At 62.5% G+C, this 21,135-nt stretch carries 17 protein-coding genes; 12 read left to right on the top strand and 5 right to left on the bottom strand.

The genetic code is table 11. From position 1 onward, the window contains the following. The 3 genes from QTL95_RS09275 to QTL95_RS09265 form a co-directional block, all read right to left on the bottom strand. On the bottom strand, positions 1–100 hold a 100-nt coding region (locus tag QTL95_RS09275), incomplete at its 3' end, for an NAD-binding protein (protein ID WP_289718816.1). Positions 101–200: 100 nt separating this feature from the next. Then, complete coding sequence (locus QTL95_RS09270) at positions 201–1,628, bottom strand: mannose-1-phosphate guanylyltransferase/mannose-6-phosphate isomerase (RefSeq protein ID WP_289719702.1); 1,428 nt, start codon at positions 1,626–1,628, stop codon at positions 201–203. Positions 1,629–1,656: 28 nt separating this feature from the next. Continuing rightward, the gene (locus QTL95_RS09265) at positions 1,657–3,081 is read right to left on the bottom strand and encodes a phosphomannomutase (RefSeq protein WP_289719701.1); all 1,425 of its coding nucleotides are present in this window, start codon (positions 3,079–3,081) and stop codon (positions 1,657–1,659) included. A gap of 154 nt (positions 3,082–3,235) precedes the next feature. Between QTL95_RS09265 and ung the strand changes: the two genes are divergently transcribed. From ung to QTL95_RS09220, 9 genes are all read left to right on the top strand, one after another. Continuing rightward, on the top strand, positions 3,236–3,937 hold the full coding sequence (gene ung / locus QTL95_RS09260; protein WP_289719700.1) for a uracil-DNA glycosylase: 702 nt from the start codon (positions 3,236–3,238) through the stop codon (positions 3,935–3,937). Positions 3,938–4,079: 142 nt separating this feature from the next. Continuing rightward, positions 4,080–5,012 carry a VOC family protein gene (locus QTL95_RS09255; protein WP_289719699.1) on the top strand — a complete coding sequence of 311 codons (933 nt, stop codon included), beginning with the start codon at positions 4,080–4,082 and terminating at the stop codon, positions 5,010–5,012. Positions 5,013–5,027: 15 nt separating this feature from the next. After that, complete coding sequence (locus tag QTL95_RS09250) at positions 5,028–5,636, top strand: alpha/beta hydrolase (protein ID WP_289719698.1); 609 nt, start codon at positions 5,028–5,030, stop codon at positions 5,634–5,636. Positions 5,637–5,805: 169 nt separating this feature from the next. Continuing rightward, positions 5,806–7,632 carry a Wzz/FepE/Etk N-terminal domain-containing protein gene (locus QTL95_RS09245; RefSeq protein ID WP_289719697.1) on the top strand — a complete coding sequence of 609 codons (1,827 nt, stop codon included), beginning with the start codon at positions 5,806–5,808 and terminating at the stop codon, positions 7,630–7,632. A gap of 225 nt (positions 7,633–7,857) precedes the next feature. Next, the gene (locus QTL95_RS09240) at positions 7,858–9,054 is read left to right on the top strand and encodes a glycosyltransferase family 4 protein (protein ID WP_289719696.1); all 1,197 of its coding nucleotides are present in this window, start codon (positions 7,858–7,860) and stop codon (positions 9,052–9,054) included. A gap of 16 nt (positions 9,055–9,070) precedes the next feature. Beyond that, the gene (locus tag QTL95_RS09235) at positions 9,071–10,045 is read left to right on the top strand and encodes an NAD-dependent epimerase/dehydratase family protein (RefSeq protein ID WP_289719695.1); all 975 of its coding nucleotides are present in this window, start codon (positions 9,071–9,073) and stop codon (positions 10,043–10,045) included. Next, the gene (locus tag QTL95_RS09230) at positions 10,042–11,343 is read left to right on the top strand and encodes a hypothetical protein (RefSeq protein ID WP_289719694.1); all 1,302 of its coding nucleotides are present in this window, start codon (positions 10,042–10,044) and stop codon (positions 11,341–11,343) included. The genes QTL95_RS09235 and QTL95_RS09230 overlap by 4 nt, the downstream gene beginning before the upstream one ends. Then, entirely contained in the window at positions 11,340–12,662 is a 1,323-nt protein-coding gene (locus QTL95_RS09225) for a hypothetical protein (RefSeq protein ID WP_289719693.1), read from the top strand. The genes QTL95_RS09230 and QTL95_RS09225 overlap by 4 nt, the downstream gene beginning before the upstream one ends. Continuing rightward, entirely contained in the window at positions 12,662–13,246 is a 585-nt protein-coding gene (locus QTL95_RS09220; RefSeq protein ID WP_289719692.1) for a DapH/DapD/GlmU-related protein, read from the top strand. Before QTL95_RS09225 ends, QTL95_RS09220 begins: the two co-directional genes overlap by 1 nt. Here the strand turns inward: QTL95_RS09220 and QTL95_RS09215 are convergent. Next, a complete protein-coding gene (locus tag QTL95_RS09215; RefSeq protein ID WP_289719691.1) occupies positions 13,233–15,086 on the bottom strand; it encodes an SGNH/GDSL hydrolase family protein in 1,854 nt (617 codons plus the stop codon). The genes QTL95_RS09220 and QTL95_RS09215 overlap by 14 nt on opposite strands. A gap of 329 nt (positions 15,087–15,415) precedes the next feature. Here QTL95_RS09215 and QTL95_RS09210 point away from each other — a divergent pair, with 329 nt between their 5' ends. Then, positions 15,416–16,261: a GNAT family N-acetyltransferase gene (locus QTL95_RS09210; RefSeq protein WP_289719690.1), complete on the top strand. Its 846-nt coding sequence runs from the start codon at positions 15,416–15,418 to the stop codon at positions 16,259–16,261. Here QTL95_RS09210 and QTL95_RS09205 read toward each other — a convergent pair. Then, positions 16,258–17,160 (bottom strand): DMT family transporter, encoded by a 903-nt coding sequence (locus QTL95_RS09205; RefSeq protein ID WP_289719689.1) that lies wholly within the window; start codon positions 17,158–17,160, stop codon positions 16,258–16,260. The genes QTL95_RS09210 and QTL95_RS09205 overlap by 4 nt on opposite strands. Positions 17,161–17,357: 197 nt before the next feature. On the opposite strand from QTL95_RS09205, the gene QTL95_RS09200 reads away from it, so the two are divergent. Then, a complete protein-coding gene (locus QTL95_RS09200; protein WP_289719688.1) occupies positions 17,358–18,653 on the top strand; it encodes an adenylosuccinate synthase in 1,296 nt (431 codons plus the stop codon). Between the two features lie 64 nt (positions 18,654–18,717). Then, positions 18,718–21,135, top strand: a complete 2,418-nt coding sequence (locus QTL95_RS09195; protein WP_289719687.1) for a hypothetical protein — start codon at positions 18,718–18,720, stop codon at positions 21,133–21,135.

Raw genomic sequence — 21,135 nt, 5'->3', positions numbered from 1 at the left:
CTGCCGACTTGTCGACGCAGGTGACGTGATGGCCGAAATCGGCAAGGCAGGCCCCCGAGACCAGACCGACATAGCCCGAGCCAATCATCACAATACGCATGGATCCATTCCCTGAAACGACAATCGCAGCACCGCCGGACGGCCATGCTGCGACCCGTGTTAAAGCCCAAGGTCTACAAGTTCAAGACAGGAGAGGCGGATCAGTTACGCCCGAATTCGTCGACGATGCGGATGATGTCGTCCTCGCCGAGATAGGAACCGGTCTGTACCTCGATCAGCTCCAGCAGGATCTTTCCTGGATTGGCGAGGCGGTGGACTTCGCCGAGCGGGATGTAGACGGATTCGTTTTCGCGCAGCATCTGGACGTTCTCGCCGATCGTCACCTCGGCGGTTCCCTTGACGACGATCCAGTGCTCGGAGCGGTGGTGATGCTTCTGCAGCGACAGCTTCTTGCCCGGGGTTACGAAGATGCGCTTCACCTGGAAGCGGTCGCCGTTGAAGATCGAGGTGTAGCCGCCCCATGGGCGGTAGGAGGTCGGGTGGGTTTCCGTCAGCTTCGCGGTGGCGGATTTGGCGGCGAGCATCTTGACGATGGCGCCGACTTCCTGGCTGTCCTGCAGGCGGCCGACATAGACGGCGTCCTCGCTGGCGACGACGGCCACATCGTCCATGCCGTGCACGGCAAGATGCACGCCATGCGTCATGACGAGCGAGTTTCGGGTGTTGACCAGCGTGGTGTTGGCAGCCGCCACATTGCCCTCGGCGTCACTGGCGCCGCTCTTCCAGATCGCATCCCAGCTACCGAGGTCGGACCACTTGAACGGCGAGGGGACGACCGCGGCGTTGCGGGTCTTTTCCATGATCGCGTAGTCGATAGAAATGTCGGGGCTTTCCGCGAAGGCTGCCTTGTCTAGCCGGATGAAATCAAGATCCTTGACGCCACGGGCGATGGCATCGCCGGCGGCTTTCAGCACGGCGGGCGCATAGGTCGTCATTTCGCTGAGCAGCTTGGCGACCGGGAACATGAACATGCCGGAGTTCCAGTAGAAGCCACCCGATGCCAGCATCTTTTCCGCCTCGGTCAGCGGCGGCTTCTCGATGAAGCGCTTGACCGACAGCGCGCCGCTCGGCAGCGCTTCTCCGCCCTCGATGTAGCCGTAGCCGGTGGCCGGCTCTGTCGGCTTGATGCCGAAGGTGACGAGCTTGCCCTCGGAGGCGGCCGCGATGGCGGTGCGCACCGCGTCGAAATAGACCTCGTCGGCGTCGATCTCGTGGTCGGAGGCGAGAACGTGCATGATCGTGTTTTCGCCGAAGCGGTCGCGCACCAACGCGCCGGCAGCGGCAACGGCGGCCGCTGTGTTGCGGGCCATCGGCTCCAGCAGGATGGAGGCCAGTCCGATGTCGAGTTCGCGGGCCTGCTCGGCGACGAGGAAGCGGAACTCCTCGTTGGTGATGACGATCGCAGGTTCGTAGAGTGCCTTGTCGGACACGCGCAGCAAGGTTTCCTGGAACAGCGTCGTGTCGCCGATGAAGCGGATGAACTGCTTGGGCGCGGCGGAACGCGACAGCGGCCAGAGGCGGGTGCCCTTGCCGCCTGCCATGATCACGGGAACGATCTTCTGTGTCATCGGGTGTCCTTGGATGGTCTTTTTAATATCAATGGGTTCCAGCCCAGGCGCGGATACGCTCGAGGCCGGCCTGCAGCAGATTTGCCGCGGCGGTTTCGGTTTCGGCCTCGACGTAGCATCGCATTTCGGGGGCGTTGCCGGAGGGGCGGAAGTGGATGACGCTGTTGTCGCTCAAAGTTATCCTGAGGCCGTCGATGTCGCTGGTGTCGGCAACCTCGCCGATCGGCTGCAGGAACGCTGCGAGATTGTCGGCGCTCTCGCGCAAATAGGCCATTAGTCGGGTGCTGGTTTCCACCGGAAAGTTCTCCAGCCGGTCGGCGGCCGCCACGGGCAGATGGTAGGATGCAGCGATTGCGGACAGCGGCTGCTTTCTCGACGCGGCGAGCGACAGAACGGCCAGTATCGGCAGGAAGCAATCGCGCGTCGGCAGCGCGCGGAGCGTGTGTCCCTCGATGACGAAATCGCTGGCCGTCAGCAGGCCGCCATTGGCCTCGAAGCCAGCGACGCGCTCTTCACCCGATGCGAGCGCCTCTTCCATGCCCGAGATCACGAAGGGCGAGCCCACGCGCGTACGGATCACGCCGAAGTGGCCTGCAGCCTCGATGCCTGAGTTCGAGGTGACAGGGGTGACGACCGTCTTGGCGCCGAGGAAGCTTGAGGTGATCAGCCCGAGCAGGTCGCCGCGCAGGGGCGTGCCGGTTTCGTCGCTGACCAGCGGACGGTCGCCATCGCCGTCGGCGGAGACGATCGCATCCAGCTTTGACTGCCTGGCGTGTTTCCGGAGCTTGGCGATCGTTTCGTCGGAGACCGCTTCGGTGTCAACGGGGATGAAAGTTTCCGAGCGCTCGAAGGGCACGACGTCGGCGCCGTAGTGCTCCAACAGATCGACGAGCAGGTCGCGGGCGACGGTGCTGTGCTGGTAGACGCCGATCGTCAGACCGCTCAGCGCATCCGCATGCAGCACACCGGCGTTGCGATCGAAGAACAGCGCCCGGCATTCGGCGGATTTGTCATCGGCCTTTGTGTGCGACGGCGTGAAGGCGAAGCCGGCATGATCGATCTCGGCAGCCGTGCCCGTGATCGCGGCTTCGTCCGCCTTGTCGATTTCGCCGTCGGGCCGGTAGAATTTGATGCCGTTGCGGTCGGCCGGGATATGGGAGCCGGTGACCATCAGGCAGGCGGCTTTCTGCTCCAGGCCGTACAAGGCGAGCGCCGGCGTCGGGAGCGTGCCGCAGTCGATCAAACGGAAACCGAGGCGTGTGAGGGCATCGGTGCAGTTGGCCGCGATATCCGGGCTGGAATCGCGAAAGTCACGGCCGACAAGGATGTGGTCGCCGCGTTTCGCCAAGCCGCTCTCAAGAAGGTGGCGGCCGAAGGCGGTGGCATAGAGCGCGGACGCCCTGCCTTTCAGGTCCTCGGAGAGGCCGCGCAGCCCGCTCGTGCCAAACTTCATTCCGGATAAGTCCCCCGATACGCTTGAATTCGCCAGCGATTTAAACGCAATTTACGAGAGGAACGTAAATTTTGACAGGCAGCGACGACTAAAATGTCCGCGAATTCGCCTTTTTAGGTAGGCCGCTGTTTTGTCGGCAACCCGGGAAGTAAAGATGACCGAGCAGACGATATCGATCGAGGAGAGCTGGAAGGCCGCTCTCGCCGGGGAGTTCGAAAACTCTTACATGCAGCAGCTGAAAGCCTTTCTGGTGGCGCAGAAGGAAAGCGGCAAGCGCATCTTTCCCAAGGGCTCGGAGTATTTCCGGGCGCTGGATCTGACGCCGCTCGAGGATGTGAAGGTCGTGATCCTCGGCCAGGATCCCTATCACGGTCTTGGCCAGGCGCATGGCCTGTGCTTCAGCGTTCGACCAGGCGTCCGCATTCCGCCCTCGCTCGTCAACATCTACAAGGAAATGCAGAGCGATCTCGGAATCGCGCCGGCACGGCACGGATTTCTGGAGCACTGGGCGCGGCAGGGCGTGCTGTTGCTGAATAGCGTGCTGACGGTGGAGGAGGCGCAGGCCGCCTCGCATCAGGGCAAGGGCTGGGAGCGGTTCACCGACGCCGTCATCCGCAAGGTCAATGACGAGTGCGACGCCGTCGTCTTCATGCTCTGGGGTGCCTATGCGCAGCGCAAGGCCGCCTTTGTCGATACATCGCGCCACCTCGTGCTCAAGGCGCCGCATCCGTCGCCGCTTTCGGCGCATAACGGCTTCTTCGGCTCGAAGCATTTTTCCAAGGCCAATGCGTTTCTGGCCGAACATGGCCGGGCGCCGATAGACTGGCAGTTGCCGACCGATCCATCGGCGACCTAAGCCCTTCCGTGTGAACGAGCATTCCATGTCGTTCACTAAAGGGAGACAATGCGTTCCGGTCGTCGGGGCTATTCCCGAGGCATCGAAGGGATCATCTATCACCCATCCGAAGCCCGCAAGACGGCCAAGAAAGGGGTCTGAAATGATCGATCAAATCAAGGGTCTGCATCACGTCACGTCGATGGCGGAGGATGCCCGCACCAACAACCACTTCTTCACCAACACGCTTGGTCTGCGCCGCGTCAAGAAGACCGTCAACTTCGACGCGCCCGATGTCTACCACCTCTATTATGGTGACGAGACCGGCGCGCCCGGCACCATCATGACCTACTTCCCGTTCCCGAAGATGGCGCAGGGCCGCCCGGGTACCGGCGAGGTGGGCACCACGGTGTTCTCGATCCCGCAGGGTTCGAGCGGCTTCTGGAGCGATCGTCTCGGCAAGCTCGGCGTCACCGGCATCAAGGCCGAGGAGACGTTCGGCGAGAGGCGCCTGAATTTCGCCGGTCCGGATGGCGACGGCTTCGCGCTTGTCGAGGTCAAGGACGACGCCCGTCTTCCGTGGACGCAGGGTGGCATCAGCGAGGATCACGCGATCCGTGGCTTCCACTCGGTCGCCATGCGGCTGCGCGACGACGGCGCGACGTCGGAACTCCTGAAGTTCATGGGCTACGAAGTGCAGGAAGAACGCGACGGCGTGAAGCGGATGACAATTCCTGGCGGCAATGGCGCGCATCTGATCGACCTCGAGACGATGCCGAACATTTCTCGCGCGCTGCCGGGCGCCGGCTCCGTGCACCACGTCGCATTCGCCGTCGAGAACCGTGCCAAGCAGATCGAGGTTCGCAAGGCGCTGATGGACACCGGCTACCAGGTGACGCCCGTTATCGACCGCGACTACTTCTGGGCGATCTATTTCCGCACGCCGGGCGGCGTGCTGTTCGAGATCGCGACCAACGAGCCCGGCTTCGACCGCGACGAGGATACGGCGCATCTCGGCGAAGCACTGAAGCTGCCGGAACAACACCAGCATCTGCGCGGGCTGCTCGAACAGCATCTGCTGCCGCTGGAAGGGTAAGTCAGGAGAATTGACATGATCGACAATCAATATGTGCACCGGCTGCAGGCCGGTGCACCCGGCAAGCCTATCGTCTTTACCCTGCATGGAACGGGCGGCGACGAGAACCAGTTCTTCGACTTCGCGCGCCGCCTCTTGCCCGAAGCCACGATCGTATCGCCGCGCGGCGATGTGTCGGAATATGGTGCGGCACGCTTCTTCAAGCGCACGGGCGAGGGTGTCTACGACATGGCGGACCTGGCGCGTGCGACCGAGAAGATGGCGGGCTTCGTCCAGGCCATGGCGGCCGAATATGAGGCGTCCAGTATCCTCGGCCTCGGATTTTCCAATGGTGCGAATATTCTCGCCAATGTGCTGATCGAGAAGGGACTGTTCGACGCGTCGGCGCTGCTGCATCCGTTGATCCCGTTCAAGCCGCAGGCAAATCCCGCTCTTGCCGGGCGCAGGATCCTGATCACGGCGGGCGAGCGCGACCCGATCTGCCCGCCGGCCCTGACGCAGGCCCTGGCCGATTACTTCACGACGGAGAAATCGTCGGTATCGACCGAGTGGCATTCGGGCGGCCATGAAATCCGGCCGAACGAGGTCGATGCGATCCAGAGCCTGTTCGCAGCCTACCGTTGATCCAACAGTGGCGGACCTCCATCGCTTGATGGCGGTCCGCCAAATGTGCGACCGGAGCGAAATTAACCAGGGGAATGATCACTGGTTGTAGCTGGAGCATTTTATGGTAAGTGTTTCGTTAACAGGGCTGAGCGGGTATTGGTTTTAGATATTCGGGGTTCGCATTCGTATGAACGAGGTTACCGATCTTCGAATGCTTCTCGGGCTCGTCCGCCGGCAACTACGGATCATTGTCGCGACCGCGCTGATCGTTTTTCTCTCGGGCGTTACAGTCGTCTTCCTGCTGACGCCGCGTTTTACCGCGCAAGCGCTTGTTCTCGTCGATACCAGCAACAAAAACCTTCTTGATCCCGAGGCCGCCTCGGCAAGCGGGATCACGGACAATTCGCGGGTGGAGGGAGAAGTCCGGATCGTCCAATCCGACGCCGTCCTGATTGATGCGATCCGCGCCAGCGATCTGGTCGCGGATCCCGAATTCGGGCCGCGCGAAGCTTTCCTGTCCCGACTGATCAGCGTGTTCAGCTGGGGCGAGGTGACGATGCGGAGCGCCGATGTGGCGCAAGGCAAGGTGCTTGCGACTTTCAGGGATGCGCTGCGGGTTCGTCGCGAAGGGCTGACCTACCTGATCACCATAGGCGTGACATCCGAGGATCCCAGCAAGGCGGCGCGGCTCGCAAACCTTGTCACTGACGTCTACATCAGAAAACAGGTCGATGCCAAGGTCGCCAGTACGGTTGCCGCGCGCAACAGTCTGCAGCTTCAGGTCGAGGCGGCAAAAGGTATCTTGCTCGACAACGAAAAGGGGCTCGATCTTTTTCTTGCGAAGCACGGCGATCTGACGGCGGCCGCGAACGTTGACCGGGGGACGGAACTCCGTCTCGCAGACGCACGGTTCGGTCGCTTTGTGACCGATGCAAACGGCGGTGGCGACGTGGCGTCGGAGACGCTGACACAGTTCTACAGCCTGCAGCAGGCCGCGCAAATCGCGCGCACGCAATACCAGACCATGCTTGCCCGATTGCAGGATTTCGAGGCGCAGGCCAGTCTCCAGATGGCGGACAGCAGGATCATCTCCCAAGCGCTCGCTCCGATCGATCCGTCCTATCCCCGCAAGGGGCTTATGCTCTTTGTCCTTGCATTGCTGGCTCTGTTTGCAGGCATGGGCGCAGCACTCCTGCGCGAGTTCTTCGTCGGCGGGTTTACGAGCGAGGATCAGGTGGGGGCGGTCCTTGGCGCTCCGCTGGCCTCGGTCGCGCCGGAACAGAGCGGCAGCGAACTTGGAAAGCCGCACGGACGCGGGCTCTCCGACGCGATCGTATCGGCGCCGCTTTCGGTATTTTCGGAATCCATCCGCAGGATTCGTGCATCGATCGATCAAGCGCTTATGCGGACGGCCTCCGACAGTGGGGAAGGTATCGTGATCATGGTATCGTCCGCGTTGCCGGGTGAGGGGAAATCGACGCTGGCTACGGCCCTAGCCCGCACATATGCGCTTGCCGGGCGGCGTACGCTGCTTATCGATTGCGATCTCCGCAAACCGAGCATTCATCGCCATGTCGACCGTGAACCGATGCCCGCCTTCGTCAACCTGCTGCGCGGCCAGCCGGACCCCGGGCTCGCCAACATGGTGGTGACCGACAGCGCGACGAGCCTTTCCGTCATACTCGGTGCCCGTCCGGCGGAATTTCCGACAGATGATCTGCTCATGAACCCCAAGGTCAATACGCTGCTCGAACGCGCGCGGCAGCATTTCGACTATATCATTATCGACACGCCGCCGATCGAGACCGCTGTCGATGCGCTCTATCTCGCGCGGCTCTGCGATGCCGTTCTGTTCGTGGTTCGTTGGGCAAGCACGCCGCAAAGCGCCGCGCGCAAGGCTCTATCGGGCCTGAGAGGAAGTCTGAAGAACGGAGCGCCCGTGGTCGCCGTGCTCAACCGGCAAGATCGTCGAGCGTGGTTCGACTTCAGCCTGGAACCTACAAAGGCCGGATGACACCCCAGAGTGCGAGCGTGTTCCCATATCGGATCGGCGCGCTTGGTTGCAATCTCCGCGATCAGAATAGAATAGGCCTTGACAAAGTTGATATTTTTATAAAGGTTTAGTTAATTCATAAATACAACCTAAGTATTTTATTGCTGACGCCGGCCGCGCCTGTCTGCCGAAGCTAATTATTATGAGTCACGATACTGGTTTTCCTCCATCTGTCTGAGATAAGGCATGGTCATTGGGAAGCGCATACTTGTTCATGACTATTCCGGTCATCCGTTTCAGGTCCAGCTCTCCCGCTCGCTCGCCGGTAGGGGCTATGAGGTCCTGCATGTCCATTCCGCCAGCTTCCAGACGCCAAAGGGTGAACTGAGCAGGCGAGCCGATGATCCAATTGGACTTGAGATCGTTGGCATCAGGCTGGACGAGGCATTCGAGAAGAATGGCTTTCTCAAGCGCCGATCGCAGGAGGTCGAGATTGGTCGCCGTGTCGCGGCGATGGTTGCCAAGTTTCATCCGGCCATCGTTCTCTCCGCCAATGCGCCGCTCGACGCGCAGGCAGAGATAGTCAAGGCCGCGCGGGCGTGCGGATCGCTGTTCGTTTTCTGGCTTCAGGACATATACAGCGAAGCCATCAGCCGCATCCTGGCTCGCAAGCTTCCCGTCGTTGGGGCCGTTATCGCGGCACGCTATCAGCGACTGGAATTCGAGCTCTTGCGAAGCAGTGATCACGTCGTCGCGATTACCGAGGATTTCCTGCCGATCCTCAGGCGCAACGGTGTCCGGCGCCAGCGCGTAAGCGTTGTCGAGAACTGGGCGCCCCTTGGCCCATCGATGCCTGCGATTGCCCGCAAGATCGATGCACGTCCCGTTCGGGCGGTCTATGCCGGCACGCTGGGCTACAAGCACGATCCGGGCATCTTGCTGGCGGCAGCGGCGAGCCTGCCGGTCGAGGTCGATGTGCTCTCGGAGGGGCGCGTCGCGGAGGAGTTGGCACGACGTGCGGCTGCCGAAGGGCTTTCGAATCTGCATGTGAAGCCTTGGGTTCCGTTTTCGGATTTGCCGCGTGTGCTCGGTGGCGCGGACATAATGGTCGCGATGATCGAGAAGGACGCCGGTGTCTATTCCGTGCCGTCGAAGGTGCTGACTTATCTTAGCCATGGCAAACCCGTGCTCGGATCAATTCCTGCCGGTAATCTTGCGCGGCGGATTCTGGAGCGGGAACGGGCGGGGTTGGTCTCGGAGCCTGGAGACGGGGAGCAGTTCCTCGCCGATCTTAGACAGCTCGTGGGTGATGAGGCGTTACGGAATCGTCTTGGCGCAAACGGGCGCGCCTATGCGGAGCGGAATTTCGACATCGACCGGATCACCGACCGTTTCGAGGGCATATTCGGAAATCTGCGATCATTGGAGTTGCAAGCAATCTAACGCTGGGGGGCGTGACGTGCTGGGGAAGACTGCTCTTGTCTGTGGTGCCGGAGGCTTCATCGGCAGCCACCTCGTTCGACATCTGAAGCGTGAAGGTTTTCGCGTCCGTGGCGTCGATCTGAAGCTGCCTGAGTACGAGCCGAGCGAGGCGGACGAATTCATCGTCGGCGATCTCAGGAGGCGCGACGTCTGCGAGCAGGCGGTCGATGGCGCCTTCGACGAGGTCTATCAGTTGGCCGCCGACATGGGCGGCGCCGGCTACATCTTCAGCGGCGAACACGATGCCGATATCGTGCACAACTCGGCGATGATCAATCTCAATCTTGCCGATCTGTGCCGTGAGCGGCAGGTGGGGCGGCTGTTCTATTCGTCATCGGCCTGCATCTATCCGGCCCACAACCAAATCGATCCCGATAATCCCAACTGCGCGGAAGCCTCCGCCTATCCCGCCGCGCCGGATAGCGAATATGGCTGGGAGAAGCTGTTTTCCGAACGGCTCTTCCTCTCCTATAATCGTAATTACGGCATGCGGAACCGCATCGCGCGGTACCACAATGTCTTTGGCCCTTCCGGAACCTGGGATGGCGGACGGGAGAAGGCGCCGGCGGCCATCTGCCGGAAGGTCGCGATGACACCGAATGGCGGCGAGATCGAGATTTGGGGCGATGGCGAGCAGACGCGGTCGTTTCTCTACATCGACGAATGCATCGAGGGGACGTTGCTGTTGATGCGATCCGATTTCGAAGGGCCAGTGAATATCGGTTCCGACGAGATGGTGACGATCAACCAACTGGTCGACATGGTCTGCGTCATCGCCGGCAAGCGGCTGCACAAGCGTCATGTCACCGGGCCGCTGGGTGTGCGCGGGCGCAATTCCGATAACCGCCTGGTGGAACAGGTGCTAGGCTGGCGGCCATCGCGGGGCCTCGTCGAAGGGCTGGAGAAGACCTATGCGTGGGTCGAGGGTCAATTGCTGCGGAAGGCCGCATGAGGTTCGTCGGATCCGGGCGATGGAACGCAAGGGTTCGCGGCGGGATCCCGGCGACCGGGAATGCCGCGCTGCTGGTCGCCAGCTTCGGCATCGGACAAGGGTCTCTGTTTCTCGCGCAGACATGGCTGGTCGGGCAAGGAGCATTTGTGCTCCTCACGCATTTTGGAGTGTCATTTTCCTTCACCATTCTGGCTCTGATGCTCGTCGACTGCGGGGCCGTAACGACGATCGCGAGGCGGATTGCGTTGGCCGATGCCGACCAGCGAGCCGCCGTGATCGGGCAGTGCTACTGGCACGCCAGTCTGTTCCGGTTCTGCGTGGCGGCCGGAGTTTCTCTGGCGGCGCTGAGCTATGTCGCGCTGAGCAATGATGTGTTTGACTGCGCCTACCTGCTGTCGGTGCTGCCCGCGCTCTTCATCTGGGCGTTCAACGCGGCTGGGGTACTTGATGGTCTGGCGCTCGGTGGATTGAGCGGGCTGACGGGCGTGCCGATCTACGCCGTTCCGGCGCTCGCCTTGCTGTTTGTCGCAGATCAGCCGCGCGGCATGGCAGGCACGGTGCTCGGTGCGGCCCTGTCTCTCGGGGCGATGCTCACCATTGCCTTGCAAATCGCGATCCTGCGAAGGCTCGGACATGCGCCAGTGCCTGCGCGGATCAAGTTGAGCGAGGCGGCATTTTTCGCGCGGGAGGGAATGGGCGTACTTCTAGCCGTCGTGCCCGGGCAAGTTTCCTTTCGCTTCCAGATATTGGTCTGCTCATTGTTTCTAGGCGAACTGACCACAGCCATCTTTCTTTATGGCCGGCAGATCACGGTCGCCTTTTCACAGGTGCTCGAGTTCATTCGGCGGGCGCATTTTCCGCAGTTGGTCCGGGAGTTGCGCGGTGGTGAACGCGAGGTAGGCCGATTGTTTCGGACGCAGCGGCTGGCGAGTTGGCTGGCTTTTCTCCTGTCTCTCGCGATGCTTGGAGCCGGTTACCTGATGGCGGTTTTGCTGGATGGTCCGGCTGCCGAGGCGGCCTTGGTCGTGGCGCTGTTTTCCGTCGGTGTCTTCACCGGGGCCATCTCGCAGACGCTGTCGCAGGCCGGGCAGGCATTGGGGCGCTATCGGGTGGTTGCCTGGGCTGCCGGCGCCGCCATGTTGGCGGGGTTTGCGGCGAGTTCGCTGTTCGGGTGGGCTTGGGGCCTCGCTGGCCTGGCACTGGCTGAAGTCGTAACGCATGGCGTGGTTGTCGTGATGGTGTGGGCTATCGTCTTTCGACGATCTGCGCGTTTCCCGGTCTTGGCGGTGAGTTCATGATCAGACTCGGCACGGTGCTCGGGCTCTATCTTCTCAACCTGCCGTTTGCGGATGGAGCGTTCGTGGTGCTCCTGACACTGCCGATGCTGATCCTCGTGCTAATCGGACTGTCACGATTGACGTCTCCCCGGTTCCAGGTCGGGGACATGTTCTGGTTCTGCCTGTTTATATACTTCGTACTCTCGCCGCTGCAGCGATTGCACGGAGACAGGATCGGCGGCGTGACGGCTATTACCGCCTATGCCTATGAGCGGTGGGAGTTTGTCATCGCGATGCTGATCGTACTGATATTCACCCTGCCGTTCCTGTTCGTGCCAATGCAACGCAAGGAGGACGGTCTCGCGGGAAGTGCCGGACCCGGTCTGCTTCTGCTGATCGGCAATGTCGTTGCATTCGCGTTGTTTTCGGCATCCGAGGGTGGGCTGGAGCGGCTGCTGTCGCCGCGGCTGGAGCAGGATCCAGCCCAAAGCTTCATTGCGAGCATGCTGTTCCTTGCCGCGCAATCGGTGACCGCGTGTCTGATCGCGGCTTCCTTTGCGGCGTCGCGCCACAAGCTTGCCTGTTTCGGCGCGTTGTTTGTCGCATTGGTCTTACTCGGTGTGGCAAGAAATCCCTTCAATGCGCCGCGCTTCGTGCTGCTGGCGGTCTGGGCACCGGCTCTCCTGGCGCTGGCGTGCGACCGGCTGTCGGCGGCCAAGTTTCACGTCGCTTGCCTGCTGGCGCTGACGATCCTGTTTCCCATCCTCAACATTACCACGCGATCGGGTATCGAGGGATTGCAGGACCTGTCCGGCATCTCCTTCGTCGACAACCTGTTCGACATTCCCTCGATCGATGTTTTCGATACGGCGGTGCATGCGGTCCGCTTCATGGAGGGGCAGGATTTCCTGTGGGGCGAGAAGCTGGCGGCCGTGCTGCTGTTCTTCGTGCCGCGCGCGCTCTGGCCCGGAAAACCCATTGTTGGCGGGCTCGACATCGGCAACCAGCTGTTTGCGGCGGGTATGTACGGGACGCCGAACCTGTCCTTCTTTCTCGGCTGCGATTTCTACATGGATTTCGGTTTCGTTGGGGTCGCTCTCGGTGGCGTTCTTACGTCTCTACTGCTTCGGTTAGCGCTGAAATCCGATGCGGGCACCTTCTTTGGTCTGCCCGTCCTGCATTTCGTCATCGGCTCGTCGCTGCCTATTCTGCTGCGCGGCCCTGTTGGTGCAGTGCTGCCGCTGTTCGTCTGCCAGGTCTTCGTGGCGATGGCGTTGGGGCGGATGCGCAGGCAGGAGGACCGACGGGCATATTTGCCGGCCGAGGGGGCGGGGGCGTAATGGAGCCAGGCGAATTCGGCATACTCGACGCAGCCGAGAGCGGGTCGCTGACGGGCGGCCCAAGCTTTTCGCTGCGGCATCGGGCGTTGCGGGCGGTATGGGCGGTCGCATGGACATTGTTCGCCGCCTGGACGCCGCCGCCGTTCCATCGCTGGCGGGCACTACTGCTGCGGCTCTTCGGGGCGCGGCTTGCGCGCAATGCCCGCGTGCACGGCTCGGCGAAGATCTGGTATCCGCCGAACCTTGTGATGGAGCAGAACACGCTGATCGGGCCGCGCGTCATCTGTTACTGCGTCGCGCCGATCCGCATCCGCAGGAATGCGATCATCTCGCAAGGCGCGCATCTGTGCACAGGAACGCACCGGATCGACGAGCCGAGCTTCCAGCTTGAGGCGGCGCCGATCACCATCGGCGCGAATGCCTGGGTTGCGGCGGACGCTTTCGTCGGCCCGGGCGTGGTAATCGAGGAGGGTGCGGTGCTCGGCGCGCGTGGCGTTGCCTTTACGACGCTGCCGGCCTGGAGTGTCCATGCCGGCAATCCCGCGCGATTGCTCCGCAAAAGAGCGCGCTTCACCATCCCCTAGCCAGCGTTGCCTCGGCCCATGCCGCCGCGACGATGGCATAACCCCGGTCGTTGAGGTGGACGGCATCGGCGCGCAGCGATCTCGGAACGAGACCGGTGGCGATGTCGGCGCTGTCTTCCGTTGTGCCGTCGCCGGCGGCGTGGAGCACGGAGAGGAGATCGACGTATCGACCGGCGTGTGATGCTGCGAGTTCCGTGTTCAGCGCGGTGATGGATTGCAGGGCGGCAGGCGTATCGGTGGCGGCGGGCAGGACAGAGCCGATGAGATAGCGGCCGCCGGCCGCGTAGGCGGCCATGGCGGCGATATCGGCGAGAACGGTGGCTTTGTCCTCCGCATTGTTGCGGCCCGCCCATATCCAGTGGATGGCGCGGCGAAGCGAGAGGGCGTCGTCGAGAGCGAACTCACTCGCGTAGGGGACCGGGACGGCGTCGCCGGTAGCGTGTCTGGTGAAGGTCCATTGGCCGACAGCATCGGTGGCGATCATGCCCGCGATGCCGGACAGGCTGCCCTCGGCGTTGCCGCTATGTGCGCCCGAGACCGTGAGGATGTCGACCGATCGGTATGTTACCGGTACCTGAGGGCTATCGTCGCCCCATTGGATGACGATGTTGTCGAGCGAAAACGTCAGCGGCGAGCCGCTCGTCACGAAGGTGATGGCGCTGCAGGTGAGGTTGGCGAATTCGTCGTTGCCGCTTTTCAGCACCAGTTCGTGGTGGCCGCCATGATCGAGGACCCAGGTCGGGTTGCCGTCGGTCGCCGTCGTTGCCCAGCTGCCGCCCGGGGCTTGCAGTCCGCCGACGTGAACCTGGCCGGTCCCGGACAAAAATTGGAGATCGAAGGCGAGGTGGATGATCTTGCCGTTGGGGATGGCGGTCATCGCATATTCGCAACCCCGCAGAACGCCACCGTCGTCGTTCTCCACGATGAGCATGCCGTCGTGCAGGTGAACAGGCGTCATGTGCCCGTCCTGGACGCGCGCCGACCAGCCGTCGCTGTCATCGGCAAATTCGAACGTTTGAGACTGTTCTGGATGATAGGCGGGAATGAAGCTATCGGGTGGTGTCAGTTGCAGGGCGGTCGTTGTCTCTCCGGCCTCGAGCTGGCCGGGGAAGATGCGTAACGTGATATCGATTGCCGCGCCCGTGGCGACATTCAGCACGAAGGTCGAGCGGATGAAAGGATGGCTTGCGATGCCGGTGGCGCTGACCCGGTGGCGTGCGCCGTCCAGCGGCAGGCTCGGCGAGGCGATTTCGTCGAGATAAGCGCCGAGTTCGTTCGACTGGATGAGCGGCAGGTTGAAGCCGATCACGCCGGTCAGGGAGCCGGCGATCTTCTGGATGTCGCCGGTGATCGTCCAGCTTGTTCCCGACGTGACTTCGTAATTGGCTGCAAGCGCGCCATAGGGTTGCCGCGCTATGTCGGTGAAGGATGCCGTCGCCACGCCGTGGATGCGGACATCGCCGTATGGGAGGCCGTCGTCGGCGATGCCGGTTCCGACAAGCTCATGGGTGAGGCCGTTGACGGTGTCTGTTTCGAAGGTGGTCTGCCAGTCGCGCGTGCGCGGGAACAAATTGCGGGGCGCTTCTCCAAGGATCGCGAGCTTGAGCGGCAGGCCACCTTGGCGAACGGCGATCTGCGTGGATGTCTGGCCGCCGATGCCGCGATTGGCGATCATTCTCGGCATGGGAAAGAGGGTCGCGGCGAGGGCGGGGTAAACATGCGCGGGGCCGGACGCGCCGGTGCCGGCCGTCAGGCTGTCTCCGAAGGCGGCGATCGGTCTTGGTAGGGATGGCCGGTGTCGAGCTGGCTGCGTGATGGCGAGGCTGAAGCCAAGAAGCATGACGGTGTCTCCAGTGAATTGGGAGCTTGATCCTAATTCGACCTGAAGGCACGGGGATGCACGGCGGGGAAAGTTGTGACGCAAGGGCGGTCACGACGCCGTCATCGAACCGCGATTCTTCATGGTGTGTTAAGTAATTTTCTCGAAATTGAAGCACTATAGTTCCGCGATTCCGGCCCTGACGTCGCCAGGTCTTGTATCGTGATGATCGATGCAGATCATTGCCCGCCAAGAACATGTCTTTCGGCTTCGGTTGCGCTGTCGTGACCGATAGACTTTCTTTTTTTCGTCGGCGTATACTCGCGGCGGTTCTTGATTAGGAAATCTGTATGAATTCGGATTTTGCCGTTCGCCCGATGCGACCCGGTGAGTTGGAGCTAGTGCTCGAATGGGCACGTCAGGAAGGGTGGAATCCCGGGCTCGACGATTCGCTTGCCTTTCACGACGCCGACCCGTCGGGCTTTTTCGTCGGCGCGGTCGGCGAAGTGCCTGTCGGTTCGATCTCCGTCGTCAAATATGGCGACGACTTCGCCTTTCTCGGCCTCTACATCGTCCACCCGGATTTTCGCGGGAAAGGCTACGGCAAGGCGATTTGGGAGAAGGGGCTCTCCTCCGCGGAAGGCCGCAGCATCGGCCTCGATGGCGTCACCGCCCAGCAGGACAATTATCGCAAGGCGGGCTTCGAAGAGGCTTACAGGACGGTTCGCTACGGCGGTGTGATCTCGTCGGTGCCGTCGTCGACGCTGGCCGCGCAAGTGGTGACCGACAAGCTGGACGGGCTGCAGCGGTATGATGCCACGATCTTTCCGGCCCCGCGCCCGGCTTTCGTGGCTTCCTGGTGCGCGACGCGCAAGGATCGCCGCACGGCGCTGGTCCGCAAGAGCGGCAAGATCCGCGGCTATGGCACAATCCGCCGCTGCTACGAGGGTTACAAGATCGGCCCGCTCTTCGCGCAGGACGCCGATAGCGCCGCCGCCGTGTTGTCGACATTGGCGCCGGAAGCCAAAGGCGCGCCCGTGTTCATCGACATTCCGGTCGAGAACAAGGCGGCGATGAGTCTGGCCGAGGAGATGGGGCTGGAGCCGGTGTTCGAGACCGCCCGCATGTATCGGGGTGACGCGCCGTCGGTGCCGCTGAAAAACGTCTTTGGCGTGACGACGCTGGAATTGGGTTAGTTCGCCGCCGGGGCGGGCGTTTTCGGCCGGCCCTTTTCGGCGATGGCGATGCCGCCGAGCGCCAGGGCGAGCGCGATGATGTGGAAAAGCTGCAATTGCTCGCCGAGCAGCGCCACGGACAACAGGGTCCCGAAGACCGGCACCAGGTTGATGAAAAGCCCGGCCCGGTTGGCGCCGATCGTGATCACACCCTTGATATAGAAGACCTGTGCCAGCAGCGACGCGAAGATCGCCGTGTAGAAGGCGATGATCCAGCCTTCGCCGTCGGGAAGCTGCGCGTTGCCGCGCGAGACTTCCCAGATCATCAGCGGGATCGCACTCAGCATGGCGCCAAGTGCGGGGATTGCCATCAGGGTGCGCCAGTCGAGTGGCGGCCGCCAGCGTAGGAAGATGGTGTATACGGAATAGGCGACGACGGCGATCAGCATCAACGCGTCGCCGCGGTTGAGATCGAGCTGGAGCAGGGTGGCGAGATCGCCGTGCGCGGCTGTCAGCGCCACGCCGGCGAGCGTCATGGCGAAGCCGGCGATCTGGGCGACGGAAACGCCGGTCCGGAAGAAGACGAAGTTCAAGAGGAAGATCAGCATCGGAATGCCGGCCTGCTCGATCGCCACGTTGATCGCCGTGGTGTATTGGACGGCGGAATAGAGGATAGCGTTGAACAAGGTGTAGCCGACGACGCCATAGAAGAAGAGCAGCGGCAGATTCTTGCGCACGACCGGCCAGTCGCGTTTCAGCTGCGGTACGGAAATCGCGGCGATCAGCGCCGTTGCCAGGAACCAGCGCAGAAGGGTGAGCGTCATCGGGCTCACATGCCCCAGCGCCAGCTTGCCCGCCACCGTGTTGCCGCCCCAGCAGAGCGCAGCAATCGTCAGGCAGATGTAGGCGATGGCTTGCACTGGCGATTCTTTCAGACGTCCGCAGTCGCGGTCTCAAGGCTCTATGTGATCGGGCAATAGCGTGCGGGGGGCTGTTTTGTCACGTAAAAAGCCTATTTGGCGGGCAATACAGGGTCGCTTTCCCGAAAACAAAGTTTTATAGATGCGCGGGTTTGAGCAAGGTGCGGTTAAATCCGCCTTTAACAGGAAGACGTTGAATGACGAACGTAGTCGTAGTCGGTTCGCAATGGGGTGACGAAGGCAAGGGCAAGATTGTCGATTGGCTTTCGGAACGCGCAGATGTGATCGTACGCTATCAGGGCGGGCACAATGCCGGCCATACGCTGGTTATCGATGGTGTCAGCTACAAGCTCGCCCTGCTGCCTTCGGGTCTGGTGCGCGGCAAGCTCAGCGTCATCGGCAATGGCGTCGTCGTCGATCCGCACCATTTCGTTGCTGAAGTCGAGAAGCTGCGTGCCCAGGGCGTCAACGTATCGCCCGAGGTTCTGCGCATCGCCGACAACGCGCCTTTGATCCTGTCCCTGCATCGCGATCTCGATGGCTTCCGTGAAGATGCCGCCTCCAACAGCGGCACCAAGATCGGCACCACCCGCCGCGGCATCGGCCCGGCCTATGAAGACAAGGTCGGCCGCCGCGCGATCCGCGCCATCGACCTTGCAGACAAGGAAGCGCTGCCGGCCAAGATCGACCGTCTTCTGACGCACCACAATGCGCTGCGCCGCGGCCTCGACCTGCCGGAGATTTCGGTGGAATCGCTCGAGAAGGAACTGAACGACGTCGCCGACCAGGTTCTGCCCTATGTCGACCAGGTCTGGCGTATCCTCGACGATCAGCGCAAGGCCGGCGCCCGCATCCTGTTCGAAGGCGCGCAGGGCGCGCTGCTCGACAACGACCACGGCACCTATCCCTTCGTCACCTCGTCGAACACGGTTGCGGGTCAGGCCGCCGCCGGTTCGGGTCTCGGCCCGACGGCGATTGGCTACGTCCTCGGCATCACCAAGGCTTACACGACCCGCGTCGGTGAAGGTCCGTTCCCGTGCGAGCTGGACGATGAAGTCGGCAAGCATCTTTCGACCGTCGGCCGCGAAGTCGGCGTCAACACGGGTCGTCCGCGCCGCTGCGGCTGGTTCGATTCCGTTCTGGTCCGCCAGACGGTAAAGACCTCGGGCATCACGGGTATCGCGCTCACCAAGCTCGATGTGCTCGATGGCCTCGACGAACTGAAGATCTGCGTGGCCTACAAGCTCGACGGCAAGGAAATCGATTATCTTCCGGCGAGCCAGGCTGCCCAGGCTCGCGTGGAGCCTGTCTACATCACGCTCGACGGCTGGAAGGAATCGACGGTCGGCGCGCGCAGCTGGGCCGATCTGCCGGCCCAGGCCATCAAGTATGTGCGCCAGATCGAGGAACTGATCGGCGCTCCCGTCGCTCTCCTGTCTACAAGTCCGGAGCGAGACGACACCATACTTGTGACCGATCCGTTTGAGGACTAAGGTCTGCGGTCATTATTCGTGGTTCGGATTATGAGTCCGAATCACGCTTTTTGAGAAAGTACGAATGGCGGATTTTATCGCAGTTATCCGGCGGGCAGTTGATGGCCTGACCGAGAATACTCCCGAGATGCGGGTGAAGGTCTACGAGCGTGCTCGCGGTGCTGTTCAGCGGCAGCTCGAGAACATGAAGCCGCGTCCGCCTGAAGCCATGCTGCTGCGGCAGCTGGACAAGCTCGAAGCCGCCATTCGTGAAGTCGAGGCCGAACACGCGGAAGCGGGGCCGGCCGAGGAAACGGCGGACGCCGCCGGCGTATCGCCGCCGCTTGCGATCCCGGTGCCCGAGGCCGCGGTCGAGGAGCCACCGACCGAAGAGACGGTCGCCGAGGAACAGCCGACCGAGGCTGAAGAGCCCGCGCCCGTTCACGAAGAGCCGGTAGCCGCGCAGGAAGAGCCTGCCGCACCTCACTACGAGGAGCCCGTCTCCCATCATCATGAAGAGCCGGCATTTGTAGAGCCCGAGCAGCCTGCAGAGCAGCACGAGCCGTGGAAGGCGGAGGAAGAACCCGCCGCCGAAGAGGAAGTTCACCCTGCCGAGCAGTGGCAGGCGGAACATCCCGAAGAAATCGTGCACGTCGACCAGCATGGCCGCGAAGAGCCGCTTTTCGAGACCGAAGCTCCGGCGGTCGAGCCCGTGCAAAGCTTCCACGAAGAGCCTATTCATGAGGAGCCTGTTCGCGACGAGCCGATCCATCAGGAACCGGCATTCGAGGAGCCCACTTTCGAACCCGTTTCCGAGCCGGCGGCTAGGGATTACGATCTTAACAACCGCCTGGTCGAGCCCGTCTTCAGTGTCGAGGCTCCGGCGGAATTCGTTGACCACAGCCAGGCGGAGCCGCTGCATGCGGATGCCGCCGGTCATTTCGACCCCGTCTGGAACGAGCCTGCCGCCGACGCGCCGGCTCCAGCCGAACGCGCTCCGGAAACCGACTGGGCGCTCGAAGAGCTGCGGCAGTTTTCCGAAGCTGCGCCGGTAACGCCGACGGACAAGGCGGCGCGCGCTTTCGAAGACGCAATCGCCGGCCTCGAGCAGGCGCAGACGACTTCGAAGATGCCGGCTGCCAACGAAGCCTTTTCATGGGAAGCCGCGGCCTTCGACGATCTGCCCGCTATCGACAATACCGCGAAGGTGCCGGCTAGAGCCGTCTTCGACGACAGCGACCTCATGTCCGAGGTTCACGGCACCCCCAAAGCAGCAGCGCCTGTTGCGGCTGATGACAGCGACGATTGGCGCGAAGTTACCGCGCTGCGCGGCTACGACAACCGCACGGCTGCCGCCAACGACGATAATGACGGCATTCCGCCGGCCAGCCTCGGAAACGACATTTCGTCGAAGTTCGAAGGCAAGAACTTCCGCATGGAGCCGAAGCGTCGTCGCTTCGGTCTCGGCGCCATCATCGGCTCGCTGGTCGCGCTCGGCGTCATCGGCGGCGGGGCCTATGCAGCCTGGACCAACCAGGATGCTTTGACCGAGATGGTCAAGGGCCTGGTGAGCGCCGCGCCGTCGCACACGGCCTCCAACGGTCAGCAGACGCCGGCAACGCCGCAGGCACAGACGCCAGCCGCATCCACGGATGCTGATGTCGCCAAGCCGGCCGAGGAAAACAAGGAAGTCGCGGCTCTCGACGGCTCCTCCGTCAGCAACAAGTTCAACCAGCGGCTCATGGCCGATGGTACCGAGGTCGACAGCGGCCCTGCCGCCGTTCCGGGAACGCCGACGGCGGAAGGCAAGTCGGTCGCGCAGCAGAACGTCGCCGCAAGCACGTCCGCGCCAGCGTCCACGCCTGCCAACGAAGCCGTTCCTCCGGCAACCACGCCTGCCGTATCCGGTGAAGCCGTTCCGGCCGCCGCGACGCCGACCGGCGCCAGCGAAAAGATGTTCCTGTACGAGGAACGCATTGGCCAGAGCTCGCCGACCGCGATCCAGGGTTCGGTGGTCTGGAGCGTCCAGCATGAGGCCGGCGAAAACGGCAAGCAGGAATCGACCGTGCAGGGCATCGTGACCGTGCCGGAACGTAATCTCTCCGCTCAGGTGACGTTCAAGCGCAACGGAGATCCGTCGCTGCCGGCCAGCCATATCGTGGAGATCGTCTTCTCGCTGCCTGCCAATTTCGAAGGTGGCGCGATCGAAAGCGTCCAGCGCATCTCGATGAAGCGGACGGAGCAGGATCGTGGCGATCAGCTGATCGCCGTACCAGCCAAGATCACCGACGACTTCCACATGATCGCGCTCAACGACTACCCGGATGCGCGCAAGTCGAATCTCGACCTGCTCGCTACCCGCGACTGGATCGACATTCCTGTCACCTACCGCAACGGCCGCCGCGCGCTGCTGACGATGCAGAAGGGAGCGACGGGCACCGAGGCGTTCGCCACCGCGATCAAGGACTGGGCAGCGCTCGGCGACGTATCGACGAGCCAGTAA

Origin of the sequence: Rhizobium sp. S152, from assembly GCF_030380735.1 — a bacterium.
Classification (GTDB): Bacteria; Pseudomonadota; Alphaproteobacteria; order Rhizobiales; family Rhizobiaceae; genus Rhizobium.
Note: the sequence above shows the minus strand (reverse complement) of the source record. Positions and strands in the feature narration are given on the sequence as shown.

Coding starts and splice junctions, on each gene's coding strand:
- QTL95_RS09270 (WP_289719702.1), bottom strand. CDS start 1,628: ATGACACAGAAGATCGTTCCCGTGATCATGGCAGGCGGCAAGGGCACC.
- QTL95_RS09265 (WP_289719701.1), bottom strand. CDS start 3,081: ATGAAGTTTGGCACGAGCGGGCTGCGCGGCCTCTCCGAGGACCTGAAA.
- ung (WP_289719700.1), top strand. CDS start 3,236: ATGACCGAGCAGACGATATCGATCGAGGAGAGCTGGAAGGCCGCTCTC.
- QTL95_RS09255 (WP_289719699.1), top strand. CDS start 4,080: ATGATCGATCAAATCAAGGGTCTGCATCACGTCACGTCGATGGCGGAG.
- QTL95_RS09250 (WP_289719698.1), top strand. CDS start 5,028: ATGATCGACAATCAATATGTGCACCGGCTGCAGGCCGGTGCACCCGGC.
- QTL95_RS09245 (WP_289719697.1), top strand. CDS start 5,806: ATGAACGAGGTTACCGATCTTCGAATGCTTCTCGGGCTCGTCCGCCGG.
- QTL95_RS09240 (WP_289719696.1), top strand. CDS start 7,858: ATGGTCATTGGGAAGCGCATACTTGTTCATGACTATTCCGGTCATCCG.
- QTL95_RS09230 (WP_289719694.1), top strand. CDS start 10,042: ATGAGGTTCGTCGGATCCGGGCGATGGAACGCAAGGGTTCGCGGCGGG.
- QTL95_RS09225 (WP_289719693.1), top strand. CDS start 11,340: ATGATCAGACTCGGCACGGTGCTCGGGCTCTATCTTCTCAACCTGCCG.
- QTL95_RS09220 (WP_289719692.1), top strand. CDS start 12,662: ATGGAGCCAGGCGAATTCGGCATACTCGACGCAGCCGAGAGCGGGTCG.
- QTL95_RS09215 (WP_289719691.1), bottom strand. CDS start 15,086: ATGCTTCTTGGCTTCAGCCTCGCCATCACGCAGCCAGCTCGACACCGG.
- QTL95_RS09210 (WP_289719690.1), top strand. CDS start 15,416: ATGAATTCGGATTTTGCCGTTCGCCCGATGCGACCCGGTGAGTTGGAG.
- QTL95_RS09200 (WP_289719688.1), top strand. CDS start 17,358: ATGACGAACGTAGTCGTAGTCGGTTCGCAATGGGGTGACGAAGGCAAG.
- QTL95_RS09195 (WP_289719687.1), top strand. CDS start 18,718: ATGGCGGATTTTATCGCAGTTATCCGGCGGGCAGTTGATGGCCTGACC.